Annotated in this window: 23 protein-coding genes; 11 read left to right on the top strand and 12 right to left on the bottom strand. The window is 66.1% G+C overall.

What is annotated here, in order from left to right:
- Positions 1-95: 95 nt before the first annotated feature.
- The gene (locus BM199_RS30615) at positions 96-1,109 is read right to left on the bottom strand and encodes an alpha/beta fold hydrolase (RefSeq protein WP_143101960.1); all 1,014 of its coding nucleotides are present in this window, start codon (positions 1,107-1,109) and stop codon (positions 96-98) included.
- Positions 1,110-1,256: 147 nt separating this feature from the next.
- Here BM199_RS30615 and BM199_RS30610 point away from each other — a divergent pair, with 147 nt between their 5' ends.
- On the top strand, positions 1,257-1,568 hold the full coding sequence (locus tag BM199_RS30610) for a hypothetical protein (RefSeq protein WP_143101959.1): 312 nt from the start codon (positions 1,257-1,259) through the stop codon (positions 1,566-1,568).
- A 79-nt stretch (positions 1,569-1,647) separates the two neighbouring features.
- Here the strand turns inward: BM199_RS30610 and BM199_RS30605 are convergent, their stop codons facing one another.
- The 3 genes from BM199_RS30605 to BM199_RS30595 all read right to left on the bottom strand — a co-directional run bounded on the left by BM199_RS30605 (position 1,648) and on the right by BM199_RS30595 (position 3,858).
- Positions 1,648-3,045, bottom strand: a complete 1,398-nt coding sequence (locus BM199_RS30605) for an MBL fold metallo-hydrolase (RefSeq protein WP_091679102.1) — start codon at positions 3,043-3,045, stop codon at positions 1,648-1,650.
- Between the two features lie 115 nt (positions 3,046-3,160).
- A complete protein-coding gene (locus tag BM199_RS30600) occupies positions 3,161-3,532 on the bottom strand; it encodes a BlaI/MecI/CopY family transcriptional regulator (RefSeq protein WP_091679100.1) in 372 nt (123 codons plus the stop codon).
- A 77-nt stretch (positions 3,533-3,609) separates the two neighbouring features.
- Positions 3,610-3,858: an SHOCT domain-containing protein gene (locus BM199_RS30595; protein ID WP_218160473.1), complete on the bottom strand. Its 249-nt coding sequence runs from the start codon at positions 3,856-3,858 to the stop codon at positions 3,610-3,612.
- A 212-nt stretch (positions 3,859-4,070) separates the two neighbouring features.
- On the opposite strand from BM199_RS30595, the gene BM199_RS30590 reads away from it, so the two are divergent.
- From BM199_RS30590 to BM199_RS30570, 5 genes are all read left to right on the top strand, one after another.
- Entirely contained in the window at positions 4,071-4,745 is a 675-nt protein-coding gene (locus BM199_RS30590; RefSeq protein ID WP_091679094.1) for a thioredoxin-like domain-containing protein, read from the top strand.
- Complete coding sequence (locus BM199_RS30585) at positions 4,745-5,467, top strand: DUF305 domain-containing protein (RefSeq protein WP_091679092.1); 723 nt, start codon at positions 4,745-4,747, stop codon at positions 5,465-5,467. The genes BM199_RS30590 and BM199_RS30585 overlap by 1 nt, the downstream gene beginning before the upstream one ends.
- Before the next feature lie 232 nt (positions 5,468-5,699).
- Entirely contained in the window at positions 5,700-7,985 is a 2,286-nt protein-coding gene (locus tag BM199_RS30580; RefSeq protein WP_091679221.1) for a heavy metal translocating P-type ATPase, read from the top strand.
- A gap of 244 nt (positions 7,986-8,229) precedes the next feature.
- A complete protein-coding gene (locus tag BM199_RS30575; protein WP_091679089.1) occupies positions 8,230-8,412 on the top strand; it encodes a hypothetical protein in 183 nt (60 codons plus the stop codon).
- Between the two features lie 44 nt (positions 8,413-8,456).
- A complete protein-coding gene (locus BM199_RS30570; RefSeq protein ID WP_091679087.1) occupies positions 8,457-8,879 on the top strand; it encodes a heavy metal-responsive transcriptional regulator in 423 nt (140 codons plus the stop codon).
- Between the two features lie 478 nt (positions 8,880-9,357).
- On the opposite strand, the gene BM199_RS30565 is transcribed toward BM199_RS30570, so the two are convergent.
- The gene (locus BM199_RS30565) at positions 9,358-9,663 is read right to left on the bottom strand and encodes a DUF1707 SHOCT-like domain-containing protein (protein ID WP_091679084.1); all 306 of its coding nucleotides are present in this window, start codon (positions 9,661-9,663) and stop codon (positions 9,358-9,360) included.
- A gap of 264 nt (positions 9,664-9,927) precedes the next feature.
- Positions 9,928-10,128, bottom strand: coding sequence for a hypothetical protein (locus BM199_RS30555; protein WP_091679078.1), 201 nt, complete (start codon positions 10,126-10,128; stop codon positions 9,928-9,930).
- Positions 10,129-10,863: 735 nt separating this feature from the next.
- On the opposite strand from BM199_RS30555, the gene BM199_RS30550 reads away from it, so the two are divergent.
- The 5 genes from BM199_RS30550 (at position 10,864) to BM199_RS30530 (ending at position 16,189) form a co-directional block, all read left to right on the top strand.
- Entirely contained in the window at positions 10,864-12,186 is a 1,323-nt protein-coding gene (locus BM199_RS30550) for a prolipoprotein diacylglyceryl transferase family protein (protein ID WP_143101958.1), read from the top strand.
- Between the two features lie 214 nt (positions 12,187-12,400).
- Positions 12,401-12,733, top strand: coding sequence for a hypothetical protein (locus BM199_RS30545; protein WP_091679072.1), 333 nt, complete (start codon positions 12,401-12,403; stop codon positions 12,731-12,733).
- A 418-nt stretch (positions 12,734-13,151) separates the two neighbouring features.
- Positions 13,152-13,439, top strand: coding sequence for a YgaP family membrane protein (locus BM199_RS30540; protein WP_091679069.1), 288 nt, complete (start codon positions 13,152-13,154; stop codon positions 13,437-13,439).
- A 100-nt stretch (positions 13,440-13,539) separates the two neighbouring features.
- The gene (locus BM199_RS30535; protein ID WP_177242861.1) at positions 13,540-15,159 is read left to right on the top strand and encodes a class I adenylate-forming enzyme family protein; all 1,620 of its coding nucleotides are present in this window, start codon (positions 13,540-13,542) and stop codon (positions 15,157-15,159) included.
- A gap of 25 nt (positions 15,160-15,184) precedes the next feature.
- Positions 15,185-16,189 carry a YihY/virulence factor BrkB family protein gene (locus BM199_RS30530; RefSeq protein WP_177242860.1) on the top strand — a complete coding sequence of 335 codons (1,005 nt, stop codon included), beginning with the start codon at positions 15,185-15,187 and terminating at the stop codon, positions 16,187-16,189.
- A gap of 42 nt (positions 16,190-16,231) precedes the next feature.
- Here BM199_RS30530 and pspAB read toward each other — a convergent pair whose 3' ends face one another.
- The 6 genes from pspAB to BM199_RS30500 all read right to left on the bottom strand — a co-directional run bounded on the left by pspAB (position 16,232) and on the right by BM199_RS30500 (position 20,291).
- A complete protein-coding gene (pspAB, locus tag BM199_RS30525; RefSeq protein WP_091679062.1) occupies positions 16,232-16,828 on the bottom strand; it encodes a PspA-associated protein PspAB in 597 nt (198 codons plus the stop codon).
- Positions 16,825-17,733 carry a zinc metalloprotease HtpX gene (gene htpX / locus BM199_RS30520; protein WP_091679059.1) on the bottom strand — a complete coding sequence of 303 codons (909 nt, stop codon included), beginning with the start codon at positions 17,731-17,733 and terminating at the stop codon, positions 16,825-16,827. Before htpX ends, pspAB begins: the two co-directional genes overlap by 4 nt.
- Before the next feature lie 4 nt (positions 17,734-17,737).
- Complete coding sequence (pspAA, locus tag BM199_RS30515; RefSeq protein WP_091679056.1) at positions 17,738-18,016, bottom strand: PspA-associated protein PspAA; 279 nt, start codon at positions 18,014-18,016, stop codon at positions 17,738-17,740.
- Positions 18,013-18,759 carry a PspA/IM30 family protein gene (locus BM199_RS30510; RefSeq protein ID WP_218160472.1) on the bottom strand — a complete coding sequence of 249 codons (747 nt, stop codon included), beginning with the start codon at positions 18,757-18,759 and terminating at the stop codon, positions 18,013-18,015. Before BM199_RS30510 ends, pspAA begins: the two co-directional genes overlap by 4 nt.
- A gap of 141 nt (positions 18,760-18,900) precedes the next feature.
- Entirely contained in the window at positions 18,901-19,677 is a 777-nt protein-coding gene (locus tag BM199_RS30505) for a cytochrome c biogenesis CcdA family protein (protein ID WP_091679053.1), read from the bottom strand.
- A gap of 173 nt (positions 19,678-19,850) precedes the next feature.
- The gene (locus BM199_RS30500) at positions 19,851-20,291 is read right to left on the bottom strand and encodes a heavy metal-responsive transcriptional regulator (protein WP_091679050.1); all 441 of its coding nucleotides are present in this window, start codon (positions 20,289-20,291) and stop codon (positions 19,851-19,853) included.
- Positions 20,292-20,530 lie beyond the last annotated feature (239 nt).

The raw sequence follows: 20,530 nt of genomic DNA, 5'->3' as shown, positions 1-20,530 counted from the left end.
GCGCCCTCGTACTGGTTGTACGGGGGTGCGGGGGCAACGCCGCGAGGCGCCGCCTGGGCACCGCGCAGCCGGCAAGCGGATCCGTCAGACACGCCCTAGCCTCCGATCGGCGGGGCAGGCACGTGCCGGAGCGCCTGTTGAACCTGTGCCAGGCACCAGTAGGGCTGGGTAAGTGGGAGATCGTGGCCTCCAGTGGGATGAGTTGTGACGGTCACGGACGGACCGAACTCGGCGACGAGCGCAGCGGCGTGCCCGGGTTCTGCCATGAGGTCGGCGGCGCCGTTGGCCAGCAACAGCGGGGTACCGGCGGCGGCCAGATGGACGACGGCATCGCGCCAACCGTTGTGGAGTACCAGTTCCGTGAGGCTGCCGTGGTAGGACGCCCACGTGTGCTGTACCGCGGCTCGGGCGATGGGCACCGGCAGCTCCGGATGCAGCGCTGTGGCAATCCAGGATGCGGTGCGGCGGTACCGGCACATCCACGCACACATCCCCCGTGCAACTGGTCCGTCGCTGGTGGCCAGCGCCGCCATCGTGCCTAGCTCGCGCAGGCGTGCGCGGCCCTGCCGGGCGTTGGCGAACAGCGGCACGGCGAATGCGACCACCGCCTGGGTAGTTGTCTGACGGGCCGCCCACCGCAGACCCAGCGACGCGCCCATCGAGTGCCCGACGATCACCAACGGCCGGTTCGCCAGTCCGAGCGCGGCGAGCATCGCGTCCAGTGCCTCCAGGTGCGCTGCGGCGCTGTAGTCGGCGGGGTCACCGCCGGGCGGGCGCATCGAGGCGCCGAACCCCAGCAGATCCGGTATGACGAGAGTGCCGGTGCGACCGAGCTCGTCGAATGCGGCGCCAAAGTATTCTCCCGACCCAGCCAAGCCGTGTAGCAGCACGATGACGGGGTCGCCGGAGCCCAAGAGCCGGGCGAACAGTGGCCCTGCTCGGAGCCGCCGTCCCGTTGGGGTGTGCCAGCTCCGCACGGCGTCAGTGCCGCGATGGCGGATGGCCCACGCAGTGCACAGGCTAAGGGCGAGCAGACCCGACCCGGCAGCAAACATCGCCGAACGGCCCCAGTGAAACGCCGCTACACCGCCACGATCGAGCTCGAACATGAACACCGAGTTTAGCGGAACTCACCGTCACCCAACCGGGTGTGATAGTCCCGCTCTGGGCAGCGGCAGATTCCGCGGGGGGACTCCCGGGGCTGCGTCACCGATGGCGAGCTGCAACACTGACATTGCACAAACTAACCGTCTTAGGTGGAGAAGGAGTACCAAATTATGTTGCTGCGCAGGAGCGTTGCGGTCATGGTGGCAAGCGGTGCTGCGGTGCTCGCTCTGGCGGGTCCCGCGTCGGCGTCGCCCGCTCACGGGGCCGGCGCCGACGTCGATCGGGGAATGAGCACGATCTGCAAGATGATGATGCAGGATCGGCCGGGGATGGAACACGTCCGCGAAGCGATGATGCGCAATCCCGCGATGCAGCGGATGTGCGAGATGATGATGCGTCAGAATCCGGCGATGGCCGAGAAGTGTAAGTCCATGATGGACGGATCGTCGTCCCAGGCGTGACCATTCGGGTCGAAGGCCCAGCCTGAACTGCCCTGCGGGTGCTCACCAACCGAGGCCACTGAGCACCCGCAGGCTGCTCTTAACCATCCTGTATGGGTAGTTCCGCGCGGTTCCAGGCCGTCATGCCACCTGCGACGTTGACGACGTTGGTACGTCCGGCGCGGGCAAGGAGGCTGGCGGCGACGGAGGAGCGGTAACCGCTGCCGCAGGTAACCGCCACGGGTTTGCTGTCGTCGACGTCGTCGAGTCGCCCGGGCAGTTCGGCGCCGGTGATATGAGTCGCGCCGGGCGCGTGTCCATTGGCCCATTCGGCTGGCTGACGTACGTCGAGCAGGTGGACGTCTCCGCGCTCCAGTCGTTCTTCGAGTTCGTGGACGGTGATCTGCGGAATGGTCTCAATCGGACGTCCGGATGTGCGCCAGGTGGTGACCCCGCCCCGCAGCCACCCGAGCGGCGCGGGGTAGCCGATCCGCAACAGTTGCCAGGTGACCTCCCACAGGTCACTCGGCCGATCGAGAACCAGCAGTACAGGAGTGTCCTCCGGCAGGACGGTGCCTGCCCAGGTGGCGAATGCGGAGCCGATCCCCACGTTCAGCGAGCCGGGTACGTGGGAGCCGCCGAAGGCCTCCGGGGCGCGGGTATCGAGTACGGGCGCACCCGACTCGCGATGCCGATCGAACTCCTCGAGGCTCAGTGCGGGCGGCTCGGCCAGTGTTCCCAGCGGGCTGACACCCTCCAGGTTCTGCGAGCGCATGCGCCGCCAGTACGGCGGGACCGCGGGAAGGTTGTCCAACCGGATGCACTCGCGGACGAACCCGTCCGTGGAGTCCACCTCGGCCAGAATCGCGTTGGTGCGCCGCTCGTACCCCACGCTGGTCGACAGACGGCTGCCGATGTTGCCGCCGCACAGCGAGCCCGCGACATGGGTGGGGAAGACCTCCACGTGGTCGGGCAGAGGCAACAGCTTGTGCTGAATCGTCTCGCAGAACTCCCGCGCTGCGTCGCGGGCCTGCTCCTCGCCCCCGAGTAGGTCGGGACGAGCGAGGTCACCGACCAGCAACGCTCCGCCGGACAGCAGCAGGACAGGGATATCGGCGCTGACCGAACGGTCGTAGACCAACAAGCTGATGTGTTCGGGGGTGTGCCCCGGGGTGTGCATCACCTCGATGCCGACGTCACCGATCTCGATCACCTGACCGTCCTGGAGTGGCCGGTGCTGGTAGCTGAGGTCACCGGTTGCCGAGCCCCACAGCTGCGCCCCCGTGTGTTGGGCGACCTCGGTCAGGCCGGACAGGTAGTCGTTGTGGCCGTGCGAGTCGCACGCGTAGGCGATGTGCAGGCCATGCTCTCGCGCTGTGTCGAGGTAGTTGCCGACGTCACGACGTGGGTCGAAGATCAGCGCCTGTCCCGTCTTCTCGTCACCCACGAGGTAGGACGCGTGCCCGAGCGACTGCAGGTAGAACTGATCGAACAACATGCTTTCGACGTACCCGCTCCTGCGCCAACCAATCCCCGATCTGACGTCCGTTTCAGTACGGGCAGGCCGACGATGAGCGCAAGGGCTGGCTAGCCGAGCCGGACCGCGGCGACGATTACGAGGTACGGGGTTTCCGCTTGGCCTTGCCCAGGACTTGGCGGAGCTGGGCCGCCTCGTCAGGGTCCATCTCGGAGAAGAAGCGGGCCAGAACCGCGGTGCGATCGGGTGCTGCGGCGAGGACGTCGTCGATGAGCCGGGCGGAGTATTCCTCGCGGGATGCCAGTGGCCAATATTCGTAGGCGCGACCGGCCTTCTCCCGAGCCAGCCAGCCTTTGCGGTGCAGAATGTCCATCACCGTCTGGATCGTGGTGTAGGCGGGAGCCCGAGTAGGATGTAGCGCCTCGACCACCTCCCGGACCGGGACTGGTCTCTCGCTGGCCCACATCACGTCCATGATGGCGGCTTCGAGTTCACCGAACTGCCGCATCCCTCTCCGTCCATCCGCGTACTCAACCCTAACGAGTGTAGATCGGGTTGTTGCCGGTCCGGCGGACGGTGCCGCGTTCACGGTCGTCGAAGATCGTCGAGCCGTCGCAGGTACTCCTCCTGATCAATCTGCCCCGTGGCGTAACGCCGCCGCAGCTCGAGTTGAGCTGGATCCTCGCCTACCGGGGTACCGGCACGGCTGGAGTCCGAGCGGATCAGTCGGACAATAGCCAGCACCACGAGCACGAGCACCGCCAGTCCGACCAGCCCCCAGAGCACCATCCACCAGCCCATGCCGCCCATCATGCCGTCCATCAAGGCCACCACCGCCTCTCCGTCAGTCGGCCTAAGACCCATCGTAAGTGCCGCCGGTCGATGTCGCCTCCCGTCACACAACCCGGCGGTGCCTCCTACGAAAGTCGCCAACTAGTCTACGTAGTAGCTTAGGCGACATTCGGAGGTGTGGTGTGGGACGAGGAACCAAGAAGCGCAGTCGCGGCGGCCCCGTGGTCGCAGCGAGTCGGCCAAAACCATGGGGCATGATCGCGGCAGTGACCGCCGTCGTCGTGCTCGCCGGTGTGGTGTTCGGCTATATGTACGTCCGCGCAGCCGACAACCGGGAACTGGAGGCCGCACTGGAGCCGTTCGCGCCATCCGCGGAGAACAACGATCCTTCGACACAGATTCCCGGTGTGGTGGTACAGGACTACCAGGGCGCCAACCACGTGTCAGCGCAGCAGCGCGTTGCCTACGACGTGGTTCCGCCGTTCGGAGGACCACACGACCAGTCCTGGGCGGCATGCGACGGCGTGGTCTACGACGAAGCCATCCGGGTCGAGAACGTCGTGCACTCCCTGGAACACGGCGCGGTCTGGATCGCCTACCACCCCGACAAGGTCACCGGCGCAGCGCTCGACGCGTTGCGCGCCAAGGTGGAGGGGGAGAACTACCTGCTGATGTCGCCGGTGCCCACGCTGGACACGCCGATATCCCTGCAGTCCTGGGGTCACCAGCTCAAGCTCGACAACGCTCAGGATCCACGTGTCGATCAGTTCATCAAGGCCCTGCGCGCCAACCGCTTCACTCATCCAGAAGTGGGTGCCACGTGCTCGGAGTTGGGCCCGGGCCGGTTCGATCGCGACAACCCGCCTCCGTTCGACCCCACGCCGCCGGGCCCCGGCGCGTTACCAATGAACAGTGAGGGACAGAAGTGATGCAGGACAAACAGTCCGCACCCGGCGAGGAGTCCCCTTCGGTTGAGCCTCCCACTGGTGCACGGCATCCACGATGGCTGACCGCTCTCCTGGCGGCGGGAGCGTTGCTGGCCGCCGCGTTGTTGGGTGCCACGGGCGGTCTCCTCCTCGCCGACGCCCAGGACGATGGCTCAGCGGAAACGCCGAACGCCGTGGATGTCGGGTTCGCCCAGGACATGACCGTGCATCACCTGCAGGGTGTCACGATGGCGAGCTGGGTTCGCGATCACAGCTCCGATCCGGCAATCCGGCAACTGGCTTTCGATATCGAGAGTGGTCAGACCGAGCAGGTCGGGCGGATGCAGGGGTGGCTCGGATTGTGGTCCCGGGCGTCGCTGCCGAGTGGCGAGCATATGGGATGGATGAGCGACGCCGGACACGCCGGCCATGCCCAGGCGACGCCAGATGATGCGGGTAGGCCGATGCCCGGCATGGCGACGACCAAGGAGCTGGCCCGGTTGCGTTCGCTGTCCGGGGCAGAGCTGGACGTCTACTTCCTGCAGTTGATGATCCGGCACCACCAGGGTGGTGGGCCCATGATGCGTGCGGCCCTGGACAAAGCCGAAATGGGTGAGGTACGCAACCTCGCTGAGAAGATGCTCACCGCGCAGACCGCCGAGATCGAGGCGATGACCGCGATGCTCACGGAACGGGGTACAAAGCCGCTACCCGCGCCGCTCTGACCGCACGAGAACGTAGTCCGCTGTTCTTCCGTCGGTCCGACCGTCGGTTGCATCCGACAAGTTGCCGATGCGTGTTGCAGCAACTCCAGTCGCGCCGCCGCGCGCAGGAACCGTTTCGCCGTCTGCCGGGGGTGTGGTTCGGGTATGCCCTGTCCCGCGGTCCGAGGACTTGACATTCCACCGCACTGGAAGGTTCACCATGGTGCTCGAGACGAGTGACCGGAGGTGGGGTATGACGCTGCAACAGGAGCGGTCCGAGACGGATCGCCAGCGGCTGGTGTTCGGCGTCGGTGGGATGCACTGTGCGTCCTGTGCCGGGCGGATTGAGCGGACGCTGGCTCGTCAGGAGCGGGTGGCGTCGGCGGAGGTGAACTTCGGGTCGGCGCAGGCGGTGGTCGAGTTCGAGGGGCCCGCGCCCGATTCCGAGGCGTTGGAAGCTGCGGTGTCGGATCAGGGATACACGCTCAGCCCGCACCAACCGGAAGCGCCGCCGGAAGCCGTCACCGATGCCCATCGGCGAGAGCAGCACAGCTGGGGATGGCGGGTGCTGCTCGCGTGGCCGCTGGGGATCGCGGTGATGGTGCTGGCGCTGGCCTACGGTGACAGCCCGACGGCCGGTTACCTCGAGTGGATACTCACCACGCCGGTGCAGTTCGTGCTGGCTTGGCCGATCTTGACCGACGCGGCAGCCCGCGCTCGGCATCGTCAGCTGAACATGAACTCGCTGATCGCCTTGGGCACGTTAACGGCCTACACGTTCTCGCTGGTGCAGCTGTTGCGGGACCCGGGCAGCGATCTCTACTTCGAGACTGCTGCACTGATCCTGGCGTTCATCCTGCTGGGCCGGTACTTCGAGGCGCGCGCCAAGGGACGGGCGTCGCGGGCGATCACCGCACTGCTCGAGCTGGGGGCGAAGCAGGCACGGGTTCGTCGTGACGACGGCACCGAGGAACTGGTCGATGTGGACGAGGTCGAACCCGGGCAGTTGCTGGTGGTGCGGCCGGGCGAGAAGGTGCCCACCGACGGGGTCGTCGTGGAGGGTGCCTCCGCGGTGGACGAGTCGATGCTCACGGGCGAGAGCGTGCCGGTGGACAAGGCCGTTGGTGACACGGTGATCGGGGCGACGGTCAATGCGGGTGGCCTGCTGGTCGTGCGGGCGACGAACGTGGGCTCGGACACCGCTTTGGCCCAGATCGTCCGGGTGGTCGAGCAGGCCCAGGGCGGCAAGCCGGCGATCCAGCGGCTCGCCGATCGGGTTGCGGCCGTGTTCGTCCCGGTCGTGGCGGCTGTCGCGGCGCTGGCGTTTCTGGGCTGGGCAACGATCGGTGGTGCCCCGGTCCACGGCTTGGTGGCCGCAGTGGCGGTGCTGATCATCGCGTGTCCCTGTGCTGTCGGGTTGGCGACACCGATGGCGATCATGGTCGGTACTGGGCGTGGTGCCGCCCTCGGTGTGCTGATCAAGGGTGGCGAGGTCCTGGAGCAGTCGCGACGCGTGGACACCGTCGTGTTCGACAAGACCGGCACCCTCACCCACGGCGCGATGCGGCTCGTCGGCACGGTGGGCGATCCGGAGACACTCGAACTCGCAGCGGGTGTGGAGAGCGGCAGCGAACATCCCGTTGGGCAGGCGGTCGTCGAGGCCGCCAAGGAACAGGAGATCACTGTCCCGTGGGTGACCGAGTTCGCCGCTGTCGCAGGACGTGGCGTCGCGGGAACCGTGCACGGGCGACGGGTGGTCGTCGGTCGCGCGATTTTGCTGTCTGATGAGGACTGGGCGATTCCTGCGGAACTGACTGCTGAAGCGGAGCGCTTCGAGCAGGAGGCCGCGACGGCCTTCTATGTGGGTTGGGACGGGCAGGCCCGCGGGGTGCTCGCCGTGGCCGACACGGTGAAGGAGCAGGCGGTCGAGGTGGTGCGCGACCTGCATGGCATGGGACTGCAGACGGTGATGATCACCGGGGATAACCGGCGCACGGCCGAGGCCATTGCCAAGGAAGTCGGGATCGACCGGGTGCTGGCGGAGGTGCTGCCCGAGGACAAGCTGTCCGAAGTGGCCCGGCTGCAGGACGAGGGCCGCCGGGTCGCGATGGTCGGCGATGGAGTGAACGACGCTCCCGCGCTGGTGCAGGCCGACCTCGGTATCGCCATCGGCACGGGCACCGACGTCGCGATCGAGTCCTCCGATCTCACGCTGATCGGCGGCAGCCTGGACGGCGTCGTCACCGCTATCGAGCTGTCCCGGCGCACCTACCGGACCATCATGCAGAACCTGTTCTGGGCCTTCGCCTACAACACCCTGCTGATCCCGGTCGCCGCGCTGGGCTTCCTCAGCCCGATCTTCGCCGGCGCCGCCATGGCGATCTCCAGCGTGACCGTGGTGACCAACAGCCTGCGGCTCACCAGATTCGGCCGACGCCGCGGTAACGGCTCCGGCCAGGTCCGCGCTCGCGCCACATCTGGCTCGGATCGGAAGGACACGGATGATGAGCAATTGCCCGCAGACCGTCTCAGCCGGTAGCTACCTGATTGGCACACTGGATCCGCTCGACCACCTGCGGTTTATCCAGCATGTGGAGGACTGCACCAGCTGCAAACGAGAGATTACCGAACTACTGCCGGTCATGCGTCTGCTTCAACGTGCCAAGGAGGCAGGGGTTGATCTGGCCTCCATTGTTCCCGAGCAAGCCGGACCGCACCGCTGATGGCAGCGGAAACAGTGACCTGACAGCACTCGTATGGTGCTACGACGAAAGGTGATACCGATGTCCGAAACACTTCTCTTCGGCCTACTCGTGTTGGCCTGCCCCATCGGTATGGGGGTGATGATGTGGATGATGATGCGCGGATCGGGGCAGCCGAAGCCGGGCCAGTCGAAACAGCAGCAGAAGGAGCTCGCGCAGTTGCACGCCGAGGTCGATGAGTTGCGGGCCAGGCAAGACGGCTGAGGACGGAAACGTTCACAGCACCTGGAAGAGGAAGGGAGGTATCAATGAAGATCGGTGAACTCGCCGCCCGCAGCGGCACGACAGCCAAGACGGTTCGCTTCTACGAGCAGGCTGGCCTGTTACCCGATCCAGACCGGAAACCCAACGGCTACCGGGACTACGGTCCCCACGTGGCTGAACGCCTGTCGTTCATCCGCCGAGGCCAGGCCGCCGGCCTGTCTCTCCGCGAAGTGCGCCAGATCCTTGCGATCCACGATCGCGGTGATACCCCCTGCCGTCACGTACGTGAGATTCTGCATGCGCGATTGGACGGAGTACGAGGGCACATCGCCGAGCTGATCGCTCTGGAAAGTCACCTCGAGTCCCTACTCGCATATGCCAGAGATGGCGAGCCGACCGCGCACGACCGAGCCGGTGTCTGCTGGATACTCGACACCGACCCAGATGCCGATTCCGAGACTGGATGACACGCACACCACTCGGATATACAAGTCCCTGACGATCGTCCTACATTTTGGCGGAACGACGTGTGTTCCGATACCCCAGGCCGGTTTCGCCTCGGGTACTCGTCGAGCCCTTTCGGACGAACAGGGCGTCGGAGCCGTCGGTCGGCGAGGTAGATGATGGTGGCGTTGCATCTTCCCTCGGCTCGTTCGCGGAGGCCAGCTGCCGAAAGGATCCCGAGGTCCACAACCAACTCAGAGCGCAGTAGGCACCTACCGAGATGACCAAAGTTCAGTGCTCGCGCAGAGCCACTCCAAGTGCGTACCCCGGGGTGTCCGGTCTGGATCCTGGTTGATCCGGACCCAGATCATGGCCAGAGAGGTAAATTGTCGTTGCGGACCCTTTTGCTACCCGAGGCGCCATCCAGCCACTTCCTGGCCGCCCTCATGCTTCATGCAGCCGTTGCCAGCGAGACGACGCCTGGCCAAACGAGATCCACTCTCAGTGACACGTGGCGGCCGCCGCGAGTGGACCGGCGAAGGCGAGCAACGCGATACCCAGAAGCAGCGCGAGCGACATGAGCCCATGGGAGTAAGCATGACGATTAGTCGGCGACGCGGCCGGATCGGTATGCGGGAGATCGCTGGTCAAGGTCGCGAGATCGCCGACAGTACGTGCTTGGTAGGCGGCGGCTGAGCGCTCGGAGAACTCGTCCAGGGTCAACCGCCCGGTGCCGACTTCCCCCTGTAGCAGGGCGACTGCCTGCTCCCGGTCAGCGTCCGACGCCCGAACGTTCGAGCCGGTCATGGGCTTTACCTTCCAACAGCAGTGCGAGACTATCCCTCAGTGGGTGGCGCTGGTCGCCGGGGAAGCCGCCCTGACTCCAGCGAGTCCTCCGCACGCAGCACCCGAAGTTCTTCCTGCAGGTCCGCAATCTGTCGATCGAGGTCGGTGTCCTGCTTGGAACCAGGCATCATCGCGCAGTTCCCCTTCCGCATCGGACGGATGCAGAAGAAGTAGACGGCTGTAATCGCGGCGACTGCGACGAACGCAGAGAACCAGGTAGGCATGTCAGCGAGTTCCTTCCGCACGTCGAGACTCGCGCTCCGCCTTAAGCTCGTCGATTTCGGAGCGTAGCTGCTGCACCTGCTGCGCTTGCTCAGGCTGTCCGCTACCGGTGCTCTTGCCCTGACCGCGCATCATCATCCACATCATCGCGCCCATCCCTACCGGACAAGCCAAGATGGCAACGGTGTACAGCAGTGAGTCCATGCTTCCTCCATACGCTGGGAGTCGGTTCCCGCCGATCACTCTACTATACAACTTAGGAGTTTGGGAGACGTGGTCGTCTGGTGCCCGTCGTTTCGTTTGTCCTGTCCGGTACTCGTCAATGCCGCCTCGGTCGCAGGCCTGCGCCCCAACACGTGTCTGTTCGCGCTTGCCGGTGGTGGCCGCCGAGTTGCCACACCACTGAGAAGGGCTCACCGCCGGGGTGATGATCGATCAAGAGCTTGCGTACGCGTTCCTCACCGCCGACGTCGCCGGGAAAGACGGGTAGTCGCGACGCGGCGGGCAGCGCCTCGACTGCACGTGGAACACGGAAACCCTTGTGCGCTGAGTTGACTTGAGCGGGGCTCATTGTCAACTGATCCGGTTCATCTGACCGCGCACTCCAACAGCAAGGGGTCAGTCGTGCGAACCGAGCACCGAAATCTCACCATGGCGTGCCGATCTGAGTCTGGATCGCCGGAGGAGTTGAAGGGCACTGGTCGTCAACCTCGTGCTGACACCGGAGGTGGATTCCACAATGTCCTGACGATCATCGGCATCACGTCGACACGCCGAGGTGGCACCGACTGCCATCGGCTGCCCACGAATCACCGTGCCTGACGCGGAAGCCGTATCGAGACCAGCTAGTACTATCGAGATTCGTAGGCGACGTTCGCCACCTTGCTACTATCTGCGATAGTAGACCGCTCGAGATACGCGGCGGGAAGGTTGGCGGACGTGAGCAATAAGCCACGCAAGAAGAAGGCCGGTAAACGCTCAGGGCCCACGGCGGCGACGGGGGCACCGAAGTCGGCCGGGAACCCACTCGATCGGCGGCAGAGTTCGAGTGGGGTGCCGGTGGCACTCGCTCGCCAGCAGCAGCAGCGGGCGGGCAGCACCAGAGCTGTGCCGCTCGCGGTGCGCGAGTCCTCGACAGCGGCTCGTAGCGCGCGCGGCAATGCCACGTCAGCACGACCTGCCACGCTGCGGGTGGACGAAGAACAGCGCGGAAGTCACGGGTGCGCGCCCACCACAGTCGTCGCGGCCGAACCCCAAGGACTGGCCGCGACGTACACGTGGCGTGCCCCCACGGCCGGAGAGCCATACTCGATGACCGTTCGCTTCGTCGGAACTCGCGTCGGTGCCGAGGGCACCGACGACGCTCGCGATCGTTTTGAGCAGACCGAACGGGTCGACGGGCTCGCAGCGGGCACTGGCCCCGTTGCCCTCACCACCCGTGTTTCGGGAATCAACGCGGGGGAGTGGAGAGTGACCGCAAGCCCCGTCACGCGACCCGGTGCGACACCAGCGGTCACCGGCCTGTCCCGCCGGGTCATTACTACCAAGACCGTGTTCGGGCAGCTGGCTCAGGGGCCAGCTGTACGGCTGGCGGCGTGGCCCCTGCTCGTCGGGCTGGGCGCCGTGGTGGCGATCGCACTCCAAGCTCTGCTCGCGGCCCGGGTAGGCATCAACGTCGCGGCCGTGCTCGCGGTGTCGCTGGTCGGCTGCCTGCTGGGATTTGTGGGCGGGAAGGTGTGGTACCTCGTCCTGCATCGCAGGCATCCTCGCACGTTCCTGACCGCCGGCGCGTGCATTCAAGGATTCCTCGTCGTCGCCCTCGGTGTGATCGCACTCGGGGCGGCGCTGCTGCGACTACCGCCGGGCACACTACTGGACGTCACCACACCAGGGGTGTTCTTCGGCATGGCGCTCGGAAGGCCAGGATGCTTCCTCACCGGATGCTGTGCGGGCCGCCCGACCAGCTCACGGTGGGGCTTGCGGTCGTCGGACCGCCGACTCGCCATCCGCCGCTGCCCCGTTCAACTCCTGGAAGCCACAGCGGCGCTGGCGATCGGTGTCGTTAGCCTGGCTCTGGTTCTGGCGGCCCCACCGCCGCTCCCCGGAGCGATCTTCGTTGGCTCACTCGCCGCGTACACCTTCTGCCGGCAACTACTGTTCCCGTTTCGTACCGAGTCCCGCACCTCACGAGGACGCACGGTGACGATGGTTGCCAGTGGACTCGTACTCGTGGGTGTCGTCGGGGTGTCCGGGTTGCTCTGACTTTCCCGGCAGGGCCAAAGTGATGTATTCAACCAGTGTCCTGGCCGAGGACGAGTCATCCGGTGACCAGTTTCAGTCCACCGCGTTCCCTCCGCCACGTAGATTCCTCGTGCGACTGCCTTCTGCAATGCACTCCGGACGTTCATGGGATCTTCACAACCACGGTCTAGCGTCGGGGTTGTCAGAGTGAACACAACCCGAGGAGTGAGAAACAGTGCAGACGAAGACATCGCTGCGGTGGGGCCTACTTGCCACCCTCGCCATCGGCGCCGGAGCTACTGGGGCGGGCCTCGCAGCCGCCGACACGACAGCACCGGACGCGCCCCCAGTCGAGGACGGGTCCGATTCAGACACTGCGCGGATGCAGCAGATGGACCAGAGCATGCAGCGGATGCTGGAGACCATGCCACCCGACATGCGCGAGTCCGCCGAGCAGATGCACGAACAGATGCGACCGATGATGGAACAGATGATGTCCAACATGGACGACATGGGTGACATGGGCCGTATGGGCGAGAAGGGCATGGGCGGGATGATGGGCAATTGAGCAGCACCGATGTGACAGGGTGAGCAACCGGGACCGACTTAGCCATTCCACTCGACGGCCCGTCGGACCCCTGCAACATCCGCAGTACAGATGGATGTTCAACAAGCGACTGCTGTCGAGGTCCCGAGGACTGCTCGCCTACCCGCATGGTGTTGAGCCCAGCGAGGCAGTGCACGTCTGACTGCCCGTCCTGCCGGGTAATGAACGCATGATTAACTACTAAGGTGTATAGTAGGAACTATTGCGAGTCTGTTCGATCTCGAGCGTGACCAGCGTGGCGTGACGACTCTTGTGACTGGGCAGTGGCCAGCAAACCCAGGAAGGGCCCGGAGGCACTGATTCCCAGCTTGCGTGCCAGCCGCGATGTTCAGCCGCCGGGTCGACCAGACCGGGATCGTGGCGGGGCAGGAGGAGACCCATGGCTGATCGACTGAAAGCCCATCCCGGACAGGGCAACCACGCTCGGTGGAGCCGCCCGGCGGTCAACATGACCGGGGTGGAGCGGTGGGTGCGGCTGCTGGCCGGGATCCTGCTGGCGGTGGGTGGATCGTGGGTGATCGCGAGTCAACTCGACGGTGGGCTGGCGGCCGGGGCCTGGGCGCTGCTGGCGCTCGGAGTCGTCGATCTCGTGCTCAGCGGGCTCACCGGTTTCTGCCCCGTCTACCGGTTCGTGCGCGCCCCGGGAACACGCAGGAGGCCATCATGACCAACCAACACAGTCCCCGATGGCGCATGGTGGCGTCCTGGTCGATCTGCCTGCTGCCGGTCGTTGTCGTGCTCGTGCTGCTGGTTCTCGGGGTGCTCGGATGACCGCCCTGGGCGCGGTGGCCACCACGCGCACTATGCGGCGGCTATGGGGTGCGGGTGGGGCATCGCTGGGTCTGGTTGCGGAGGCAGCGGCACAGACGCACGGACCACTGCCGATGTGGCTGGACCGGCCCCTGGCTATCGCCCCTGAACTAGGCCGCGACCTGCACTGGGGCCATCTCGCCCGGCTCGTCGAGGACGCGTCCGGCTGGCTGCATGCCGCTGGGGTGTGTCCAGGCGACACCGTCGCCGTGCTGAAGGACCACAACATCGACGTCATCGGTCTGGCCCAGGCAGCGGCGCGGCTCGGCGCGATCCCTGCGGTGATCGCCCCAGAGTTCGACGCGGCGACCGTCGCCACACTGCTGGCACGCCTCGGCAACCCCGTGACGCTGGCAGACCGGTCCGCGATCACCCGCCATCGCCTCGGCGGGATCACGGCCCTGCGCCGTCTTGTCTGCGTGGACGGCGCAGCAGACGGGGCGGTGCCGCTCGATGAGATGCGCGGCACCCGCGCCCCCGCCCCCCAGTGCCGGACCGGAGATCAGCTGTTGGCGATCACGCACACCTCGGGCACCACCGGAGTGCCGAAGCTGATCGGGCACACCGGCGACAGCCTCGCCGGGCAGGCGGCGGTCCAAGTTCTGGGTGGACGGCTGCTACTGCGCTCCCATGACGTCGTCGCCACCTGCCTGACCACCGCGCACGCCAGGGCGTTGTCCGGACCGTTCACCATTGCCGCAGTCGGCGCACCGCATCTGGCGATGGTCGATCCGGATCCGATGGCGGCCGCGGGTCTGCTCGCCCGCCACCGGCCCACCCTGCTCGAGACGTTCCCCAACGTGTTCCAGCGCTGGGAGCAGCTCGCCGACCACCCCGACCAGCCATTGGCCAACGTGCGGATCTTTCTGTCCACGTTCGACGCCGCGCATCCACGAACCATTCGCCGGATGCTGGGCGCTTCGCGGCGACGGTTCCCGCTCTACGCACAGGCCTATGCACAAAGTGAGCTCGGCGCCATGGCCGTGGGATTCCGCACCCGGCGGCAGGCGAGGTCCGGGGACGCCCGCGACGTCGGCTGGCCGGGGCTCGCGCTCACCGGTGTCCGGATCATCGACCCGGACACGGGGAGACACACACCGCGGCCCGGTGTCTACGGGCGGATCCAGGCCCGCGGGCCTGGGCTGTTCGCCGGGTACGTGGGTGAGCCGCAGCGCACCCGTGAGCAGCGGCACGAGGGCTGGTGGGACACCGGCGACATCGGCACCCGCACCCGCACCGGACAGCTGCGACTGGCCGGACGGGTGGTCGATGACGTACCCGGCCTGCCGGACTACCTGGCCGTGGAGGACCTGGTTCTCGACCGGTTGCCTGAACTCACCGAACTGGTCCTCACTGCGCTGCCAGACGAGACCACGGTGCCGGTGGTATGTACCCGGGATGACGTTCCCCTCGACCCGGCCCGCTGGCGGGAGGCGACTGCAGACCTGCCAGTTATGGTGGCTCCACGGCAGTTCCGGTGGTCGGAGTTGCCGACCACCGCTACCTGGAAGGTCCGCCGTCCCGCCCTCCGCGAACAGCTCGCCACCCCCAGTCCGGTCCCCGAGGCCACTGTCTGAGCGGAAATCTGGGTACCTGAGCCGCATGGCACGTCGTTTCATCGTCCGACCGGATGCTTGGCGCTCACGCGGGCGCGACGCTCGCCGGCACCTGGTCGCCGGCGCGCGTTCGCTGGGTCGCCGGCTGCCCACCAGGGTGCGGACCGCGGGCAGACTCCTGTACCGCACGATTCGGGACACCCTGGACGATCGGGTGCTGAGCCTGGCCGCCGAGGCGAGTTTCTGGACGCTGCTGTCCCTGCCGCCGCTGGCACTCGGATTGCTCGGGATCGTCGGCTACGTCGGCCAATTGGCCGGTCCCGAGGTCGTGGCACAAATCCGGGAGAGCGTCCTTGCCGTATCCGGCGATGTGCTCGCACCTCAAGCGGTGGACAACGTCGTCCAGCCGCTCGTCAGCCGCGTGCTCGAACGCGGCTATGCCAGCATCGCCTCGCTCGGTTTCGTTCTCGCGCTGTGGTCCGGTTCTGCGGCGATGGGTGCCTACGTGCGAACCATTACGATCGCCTACGACATGCCGCACCTGCGTAGCGCCTGGAAGGGCAGGCTGCTCGCGTTCGGCCTCTACCTCGGAGCCGTCGCCGTCGGAGCTGTCCTGCTACCGGTGCTCGTGCTGGGGCCCGACCTGCTGATCGACCTGGCGCCAGGAGGGTCGCTCACCCAGGTCACCTCGACCCTGATCGAACTGGGCTACTGGCCTGCGGTCGCGCTGGTTTCGATACTGGCGCTCGCGAGCCTTTACCACCTCGGCGTGCCGGTGCGCAGCCCCTGGCGCCGTGATCTGCCCGGGGCTGCTCTCGCCATGGTGCTGTGGCTGGCCGGCAGCTTCGGGCTACGGGCCTACCTGGAGTCCACCGCCAAGTACGGGGTGTTGAGCGCACCGATCGGTGTGCTGTTGTTCTTCTTCGTCACCGCGCTCGCCGTGTTGCTCGGTGCGGAACTCAACGCCGAGATCGACAAAATGTGGCCGACCGCGTCCACCAGCGAAGGTCGGCGCCGCTTCGGTCACGATGAACCCGCGACGCCGGACTGAACCCATTGGACGTCCACACCCGCTGAAGGACACCAGGCGATGTCACGTCGCCACGGCGGCCCCGCCGTCCAGTGGAAGCCCCCACACCGGGAACCACCGATTCAGATCCGCTTCGACGGGAAGTTCGCCGTCCACCGCGCTGCGCAGCCGCAGTTCCACCTCGTTGTCGCGGCGCTGCTGCGATCGGGGCGCGAATGGGTAGAAGCTGCCGCGCTTGTACAGGTACACGAGGTGGCAGGGTGATTCGTCGTTCTCGGAGACGAACCCGAATACCGAGCACAGCAGCTGGGAACCGAAACCCGCATCGGCCAGGCTGGCATTCACCAAGTGCACGGTCGTGACGAGGTCTTCCAGGTCCGGATCGTCCAGCACGATCCAGCGGTAGCCGTACTCGTCGTCAACGGTCCGCAGATCCGTGCCCGATGACTTGCCGCTGAAGCGGGCAAGTTCCAGCAGTTCCTGGCTGGTCTCGGTGAAGGCGTGCGCTGACGCGGGTTTGAATGCCACCGCGGCCTGCCCGGACGGTCGCAACCCGACGGCGGCCTGCATGGTGATGGCAGCGCCAGTCACGGCGAACAAAGCGTTGAGATCGGGTTGTTTCGGTTTGGTGCGACCGAGGAGCGCATCGAGGAACTTCATGTCGCCGGCCCGCTCTCTGCTTCGATGCGCGCGAGCTGGTCCAGCCTGCGCTGTAATGGCGGGTGTGTGGAGAACAGCGAGGACAGGCTGAATCCGTTGGCGAGTGCCGGAGTGAAGAAGAACGCGTTGAGCGGTTCGGCGCTGCGCAGGTCGCGGGTGGGGATCTTGCTCATCTCACCGCTGACCTTGACCAGCGCTGCCGCCAGCGTGGACGGTCTGCCGGTGATCACCGCCGCTGCCCGGTCGGCCGAGAGTTCCCGGTAGCGCGAGAGCGCCCGGGTCAGCAGGAAGCTGATGCCGTAGACGACGCTGGAGACCAGCATGATCACCAGCACGACCGGCGGGCCCTGTTGGTTGCGCCGACCTATTCCACCGAAGAGGCCAGCATAGAAGGCGAAGCGCACCACCAGGGCGGCGGCCAGCCCCAGGAAGCTGGCAATCGTCATCACCGCCACGTCCCGGTGCGCCACGTGGGACAACTCGTGTGCCAGCACGGCCTCCAGTTCCGGCTCGTCCAGCCGCCGTAGCATCCCCGTGGTCACACATATGACCGAGTGATCCTGGCTGCGGCCGGTGGCGAACGCGTTGGGCATATCGGCGTCGGCGATCGCGACCCGCGGCTTGGGCATGTCGGCCATCGCGCACAACCGGTCGACGACGGCGTGCAGTTCTGGCTCCTGCTCCGCGCTGACCACTTTGCCGCCCACCGCGGCCAAGGCGATGCGGTCCGAGGTGAAGTACTGGACGACGAGCAGCCCTCCGGCAAGGAACAGAGCAATGATCGCCGAGGTGCCGATCGCGATGATGACCGCCACGAACACCACATAGAGCAGGCCGAGCAGGAACATCGTCGCCACCATTCGCGACGCCAAGCCGCGGTCGGCGGGGAACCGGGTGCGAGCCATCACATCAACCTGGCACGAGGCCGTCATCGCCCAGTAATGCCCGCACCTCGGCCAATGTGGAGTCGGGCCCAGGCAGGATCAGATCCGAGCTGTCGAGCGTGTCGACAGCGTGCGGTGTCGCGGCGGCCCGGACCCCCGCCAGCAGCGCCTCGAGAGCTCGCGTGAACGCGTCGTCGTCACCCGACTCCACGGTGGCGACCAGCATCTCGTCGAGTTCGTTTAGCGAATTCAGCGCAGTGTCCGGCACGTCGAACTGGCCCTCGCCCAGGATACGAACAATCACCGGTTTTCCTCCTTTTTGGGCGCCTCGAGCGACGCGGGTTGCTTATCTGACTCCAGTTCGGCCTTGAGTCGGGACAGCTCAGTGTCGACCGAGGAGTCGGTCGTGACGCGGTCGAGTTCGGCTTGGATCGGGTCGCGCGACGCTGAGGCGTCGTCGAGGGCTCCGGAGGCCAGTAGCTCGTCGATCGCCCCAGCCCGGGACTGCATCTGCAGGGTCTTGTCCTCGGCCCGTTCAATCGCCAGCCCGACGTCCCCCATCTCTTCGGAGATGCCCGACACCGCCTCGCCGATCTTCGTCTGCGCCTCCGCTGCGGTGTAGGTCGCCTTGATCGTCTCCTTACGGGTGCGGAAGGCGTCCACCTTGGCCTGCAGTCGCTGCGATGCTTGAGTTAGCTTGTCCTCTTCTGCCCGCAGTTGCTCGTGCTGGGTGCGCAGGCCCTCCAATTGCGGCCCGATCGCGGACCGCCGGGACAGTGCCTCTCGAGCGAGGTCCTCCCGCTCGGCCTCGACCGCCTGCCGGGCTTGGCTCTCCAGCTTCTCCGCCTTTTGCTGCAGCTGCGTGGCCTGCAATTCCACCCGCTTGCGGGAGGTCGCCACGTCGGCCACTCCGCGCTTCACGTCGCGCAGCATGTCGAGTTGGCGCTCGTAGGAGTAGTCCAAGGTCTCCCTGGGGTCCTCGGCCCGGTCGAGCGCCTTGCTCGCCTTGGACCGAAAGACCATGGATAGTCGTTGCATCAAACCCATGTCACTGAAGCTCCTCTGTGGTCGAGTTCAGGAGGCCGAGGCATCCCGAAGTTACTACTATACATATTAGTAATTGGGCAACGACGCAGAGGCGGTGTTCCCGCAGCGTGCTGTTGGTAAACGCGTTCCCGTTTCTCTCGTTCAGATAGGGAGGGTGAAGCCGGCGATGGGGCCTTGGAGCCAGCTGATGAGCTGGCCCCACAGGCCGGTGACGAGGGCGACGCCGAGGGCGAGGAGGAACGCGCCGCCGACTTGCTGAATGCGGCGGATGTGGCGACGGAGCCAGGTGGTGGCACGTACCGCCCAATTCGCGCCGAGCGCGAGCAGCACGAAGGGGAGACCGAGACCGAGGCAGTAGGCGAGGATGAGCAGTAGGCCGCGCCAAGTGGTGGGGCCAACCTGGGTGCCACTGGCCAGAGCGATCACACCGGTCAGAGTGGGACCCAGGCACGGGGTCCAGCCGAGCCCGTACACCGCGCCCAGCAGTGGCGCGCCCCAGAGGCCGTCGCGGGGCTTGTGCCGCAGTTTCATTCCACGCTGCAGTGGCGGGACAGCGCCAAGGAACACCAGTCCCATTGCGATGGTGATCACGCCCCCGATGCGCTGCAGCAGTTGCTGGTTGGTGATCAGGGCGTCGGAGAGGCCGAGCACCGCCATGATGGCGGCGGTGAATACCACGGTGAACCCGGCTACGAAGAGCAAGGCGGCGCCGGCGACCCGCCACCGCCGGTTCACCGGCGACGCCTGCGGATCCGTGACATCCGGCGCATCGGCGCCCACGAGGCCAGCGAGGTAGCCCAGATAGCCGGGCACTAACGGAACGCAACAGGGGGATGCGAACGACACCGTTCCGGCGGCGATCGACAACAATGCGGCCAACAACAGGGGACCAGAGACGGCCAGCTCGGTCAGATCCACTTGGTCATCGCTTCTGGCCACTGGTGCCGCATGCCCGCTCCTCGATCAGCTTCTACGTATCTAATACGTCACTACGACGTAGGCTAGGAGAAGCGCGAGCTGTCGTCGGCGCGGGCCCCATGGATTCGCGTGCTGTAAGGCTTGGCCGACGAAGCTGAGGCGCACGTCAGTGATTAGCGGTTGGCATCGCCGGATGCCGACGAGTCTGTATTGCCGAGTTCGTTCTCAAGGATCCAGCAGACGGCGGATCGGTCATGGTCACTGGGCGGCTTCTGCTCGGCCCGGTGTAGCAGCGATTCCAGGTGGCCCTCTAATCCCACGAGTTCGGCGATCTGGCCGCGGACGTCATCCAGGCGCTTCTGCAGCACGTCACGAACATGGCTGCACACTGCATCGCCGTGGTCGTGAATGGTCAGCACCTGGCGGATCTGCTGGAGGGTCAAACCGGCCGCTTGGCCACGGCGAATAAACCGGAGGCGATCCGTGACCTCCGGCTGGTAGTTGCGGTAGCCGGCTGATGTTCGTGCCGGGGGAGGTAGCAATCCGGCCTCTTCGTAGAAGCGGATCGTCTTGGTGTTCATTCCTGTGTGTCTGGCGACGTCACCGATCTTCATGTCAGAAAATTCCTTCCAGCTGACTGGAACGATACCATCGCGACGGTAAGGCTTCAGCGATGCGAACTCACGCTGGCAGGGGCGGCGACGGCCGTCGTCGTCGGGGAGTTCGGCGAATCGGACGTGGAGTACCCAGAAGCGTTTCTAGTGTGCCGTGTTTGAAGTCGTCTGACGGTTGGCCTTGGCGAGGATCTGGTCGGGGGTTTTGGTCCAGATGAAGGGGTGGCAGCGGTTGTTCC

The organism is Amycolatopsis marina (assembly GCF_900111885.1).
GTDB classification, from domain to species: Bacteria; Actinomycetota; Actinomycetes; order Mycobacteriales; family Pseudonocardiaceae; genus Amycolatopsis; species Amycolatopsis marina.
Note: the sequence above shows the minus strand (reverse complement) of the source record. Positions and strands in the feature narration are given on the sequence as shown.

Excerpts from the sequence above, each read along its gene's own strand:
- BM199_RS30555 (WP_091679078.1), bottom strand. The coding sequence starts at position 10,128 with ATGGACTCACTGCTGTACACCGTTGCCATCTTGGCTTGTCCGGTAGGG.
- BM199_RS30585 (WP_091679092.1), top strand. The coding sequence starts at position 4,745 with ATGCAGGACAAACAGTCCGCACCCGGCGAGGAGTCCCCTTCGGTTGAG.
- BM199_RS30535 (WP_177242861.1), top strand. The coding sequence starts at position 13,540 with ATGACCGCCCTGGGCGCGGTGGCCACCACGCGCACTATGCGGCGGCTA.
- BM199_RS30500 (WP_091679050.1), bottom strand. The coding sequence starts at position 20,291 with ATGAAGATCGGTGACGTCGCCAGACACACAGGAATGAACACCAAGACG.
- BM199_RS30530 (WP_177242860.1), top strand. The coding sequence starts at position 15,185 with ATGGCACGTCGTTTCATCGTCCGACCGGATGCTTGGCGCTCACGCGGG.
- BM199_RS30565 (WP_091679084.1), bottom strand. The coding sequence starts at position 9,663 with ATGACCGGCTCGAACGTTCGGGCGTCGGACGCTGACCGGGAGCAGGCA.
- BM199_RS30590 (WP_091679094.1), top strand. The coding sequence starts at position 4,071 with ATGATCGCGGCAGTGACCGCCGTCGTCGTGCTCGCCGGTGTGGTGTTC.
- BM199_RS30605 (WP_091679102.1), bottom strand. The coding sequence starts at position 3,045 with ATGTTGTTCGATCAGTTCTACCTGCAGTCGCTCGGGCACGCGTCCTAC.
- BM199_RS30570 (WP_091679087.1), top strand. The coding sequence starts at position 8,457 with ATGAAGATCGGTGAACTCGCCGCCCGCAGCGGCACGACAGCCAAGACG.
- BM199_RS30575 (WP_091679089.1), top strand. The coding sequence starts at position 8,230 with ATGTCCGAAACACTTCTCTTCGGCCTACTCGTGTTGGCCTGCCCCATC.
- BM199_RS30580 (WP_091679221.1), top strand. The coding sequence starts at position 5,700 with ATGACGCTGCAACAGGAGCGGTCCGAGACGGATCGCCAGCGGCTGGTG.
- BM199_RS30510 (WP_218160472.1), bottom strand. The coding sequence starts at position 18,759 with ATGGGTTTGATGCAACGACTATCCATGGTCTTTCGGTCCAAGGCGAGC.
- BM199_RS30540 (WP_091679069.1), top strand. The coding sequence starts at position 13,152 with ATGGCTGATCGACTGAAAGCCCATCCCGGACAGGGCAACCACGCTCGG.
- BM199_RS30600 (WP_091679100.1), bottom strand. The coding sequence starts at position 3,532 with ATGCGGCAGTTCGGTGAACTCGAAGCCGCCATCATGGACGTGATGTGG.
- htpX (WP_091679059.1), bottom strand. The coding sequence starts at position 17,733 with ATGGCTCGCACCCGGTTCCCCGCCGACCGCGGCTTGGCGTCGCGAATG.
- pspAB (WP_091679062.1), bottom strand. The coding sequence starts at position 16,828 with ATGAAGTTCCTCGATGCGCTCCTCGGTCGCACCAAACCGAAACAACCC.
- BM199_RS30615 (WP_143101960.1), bottom strand. The coding sequence starts at position 1,109 with ATGTTCGAGCTCGATCGTGGCGGTGTAGCGGCGTTTCACTGGGGCCGT.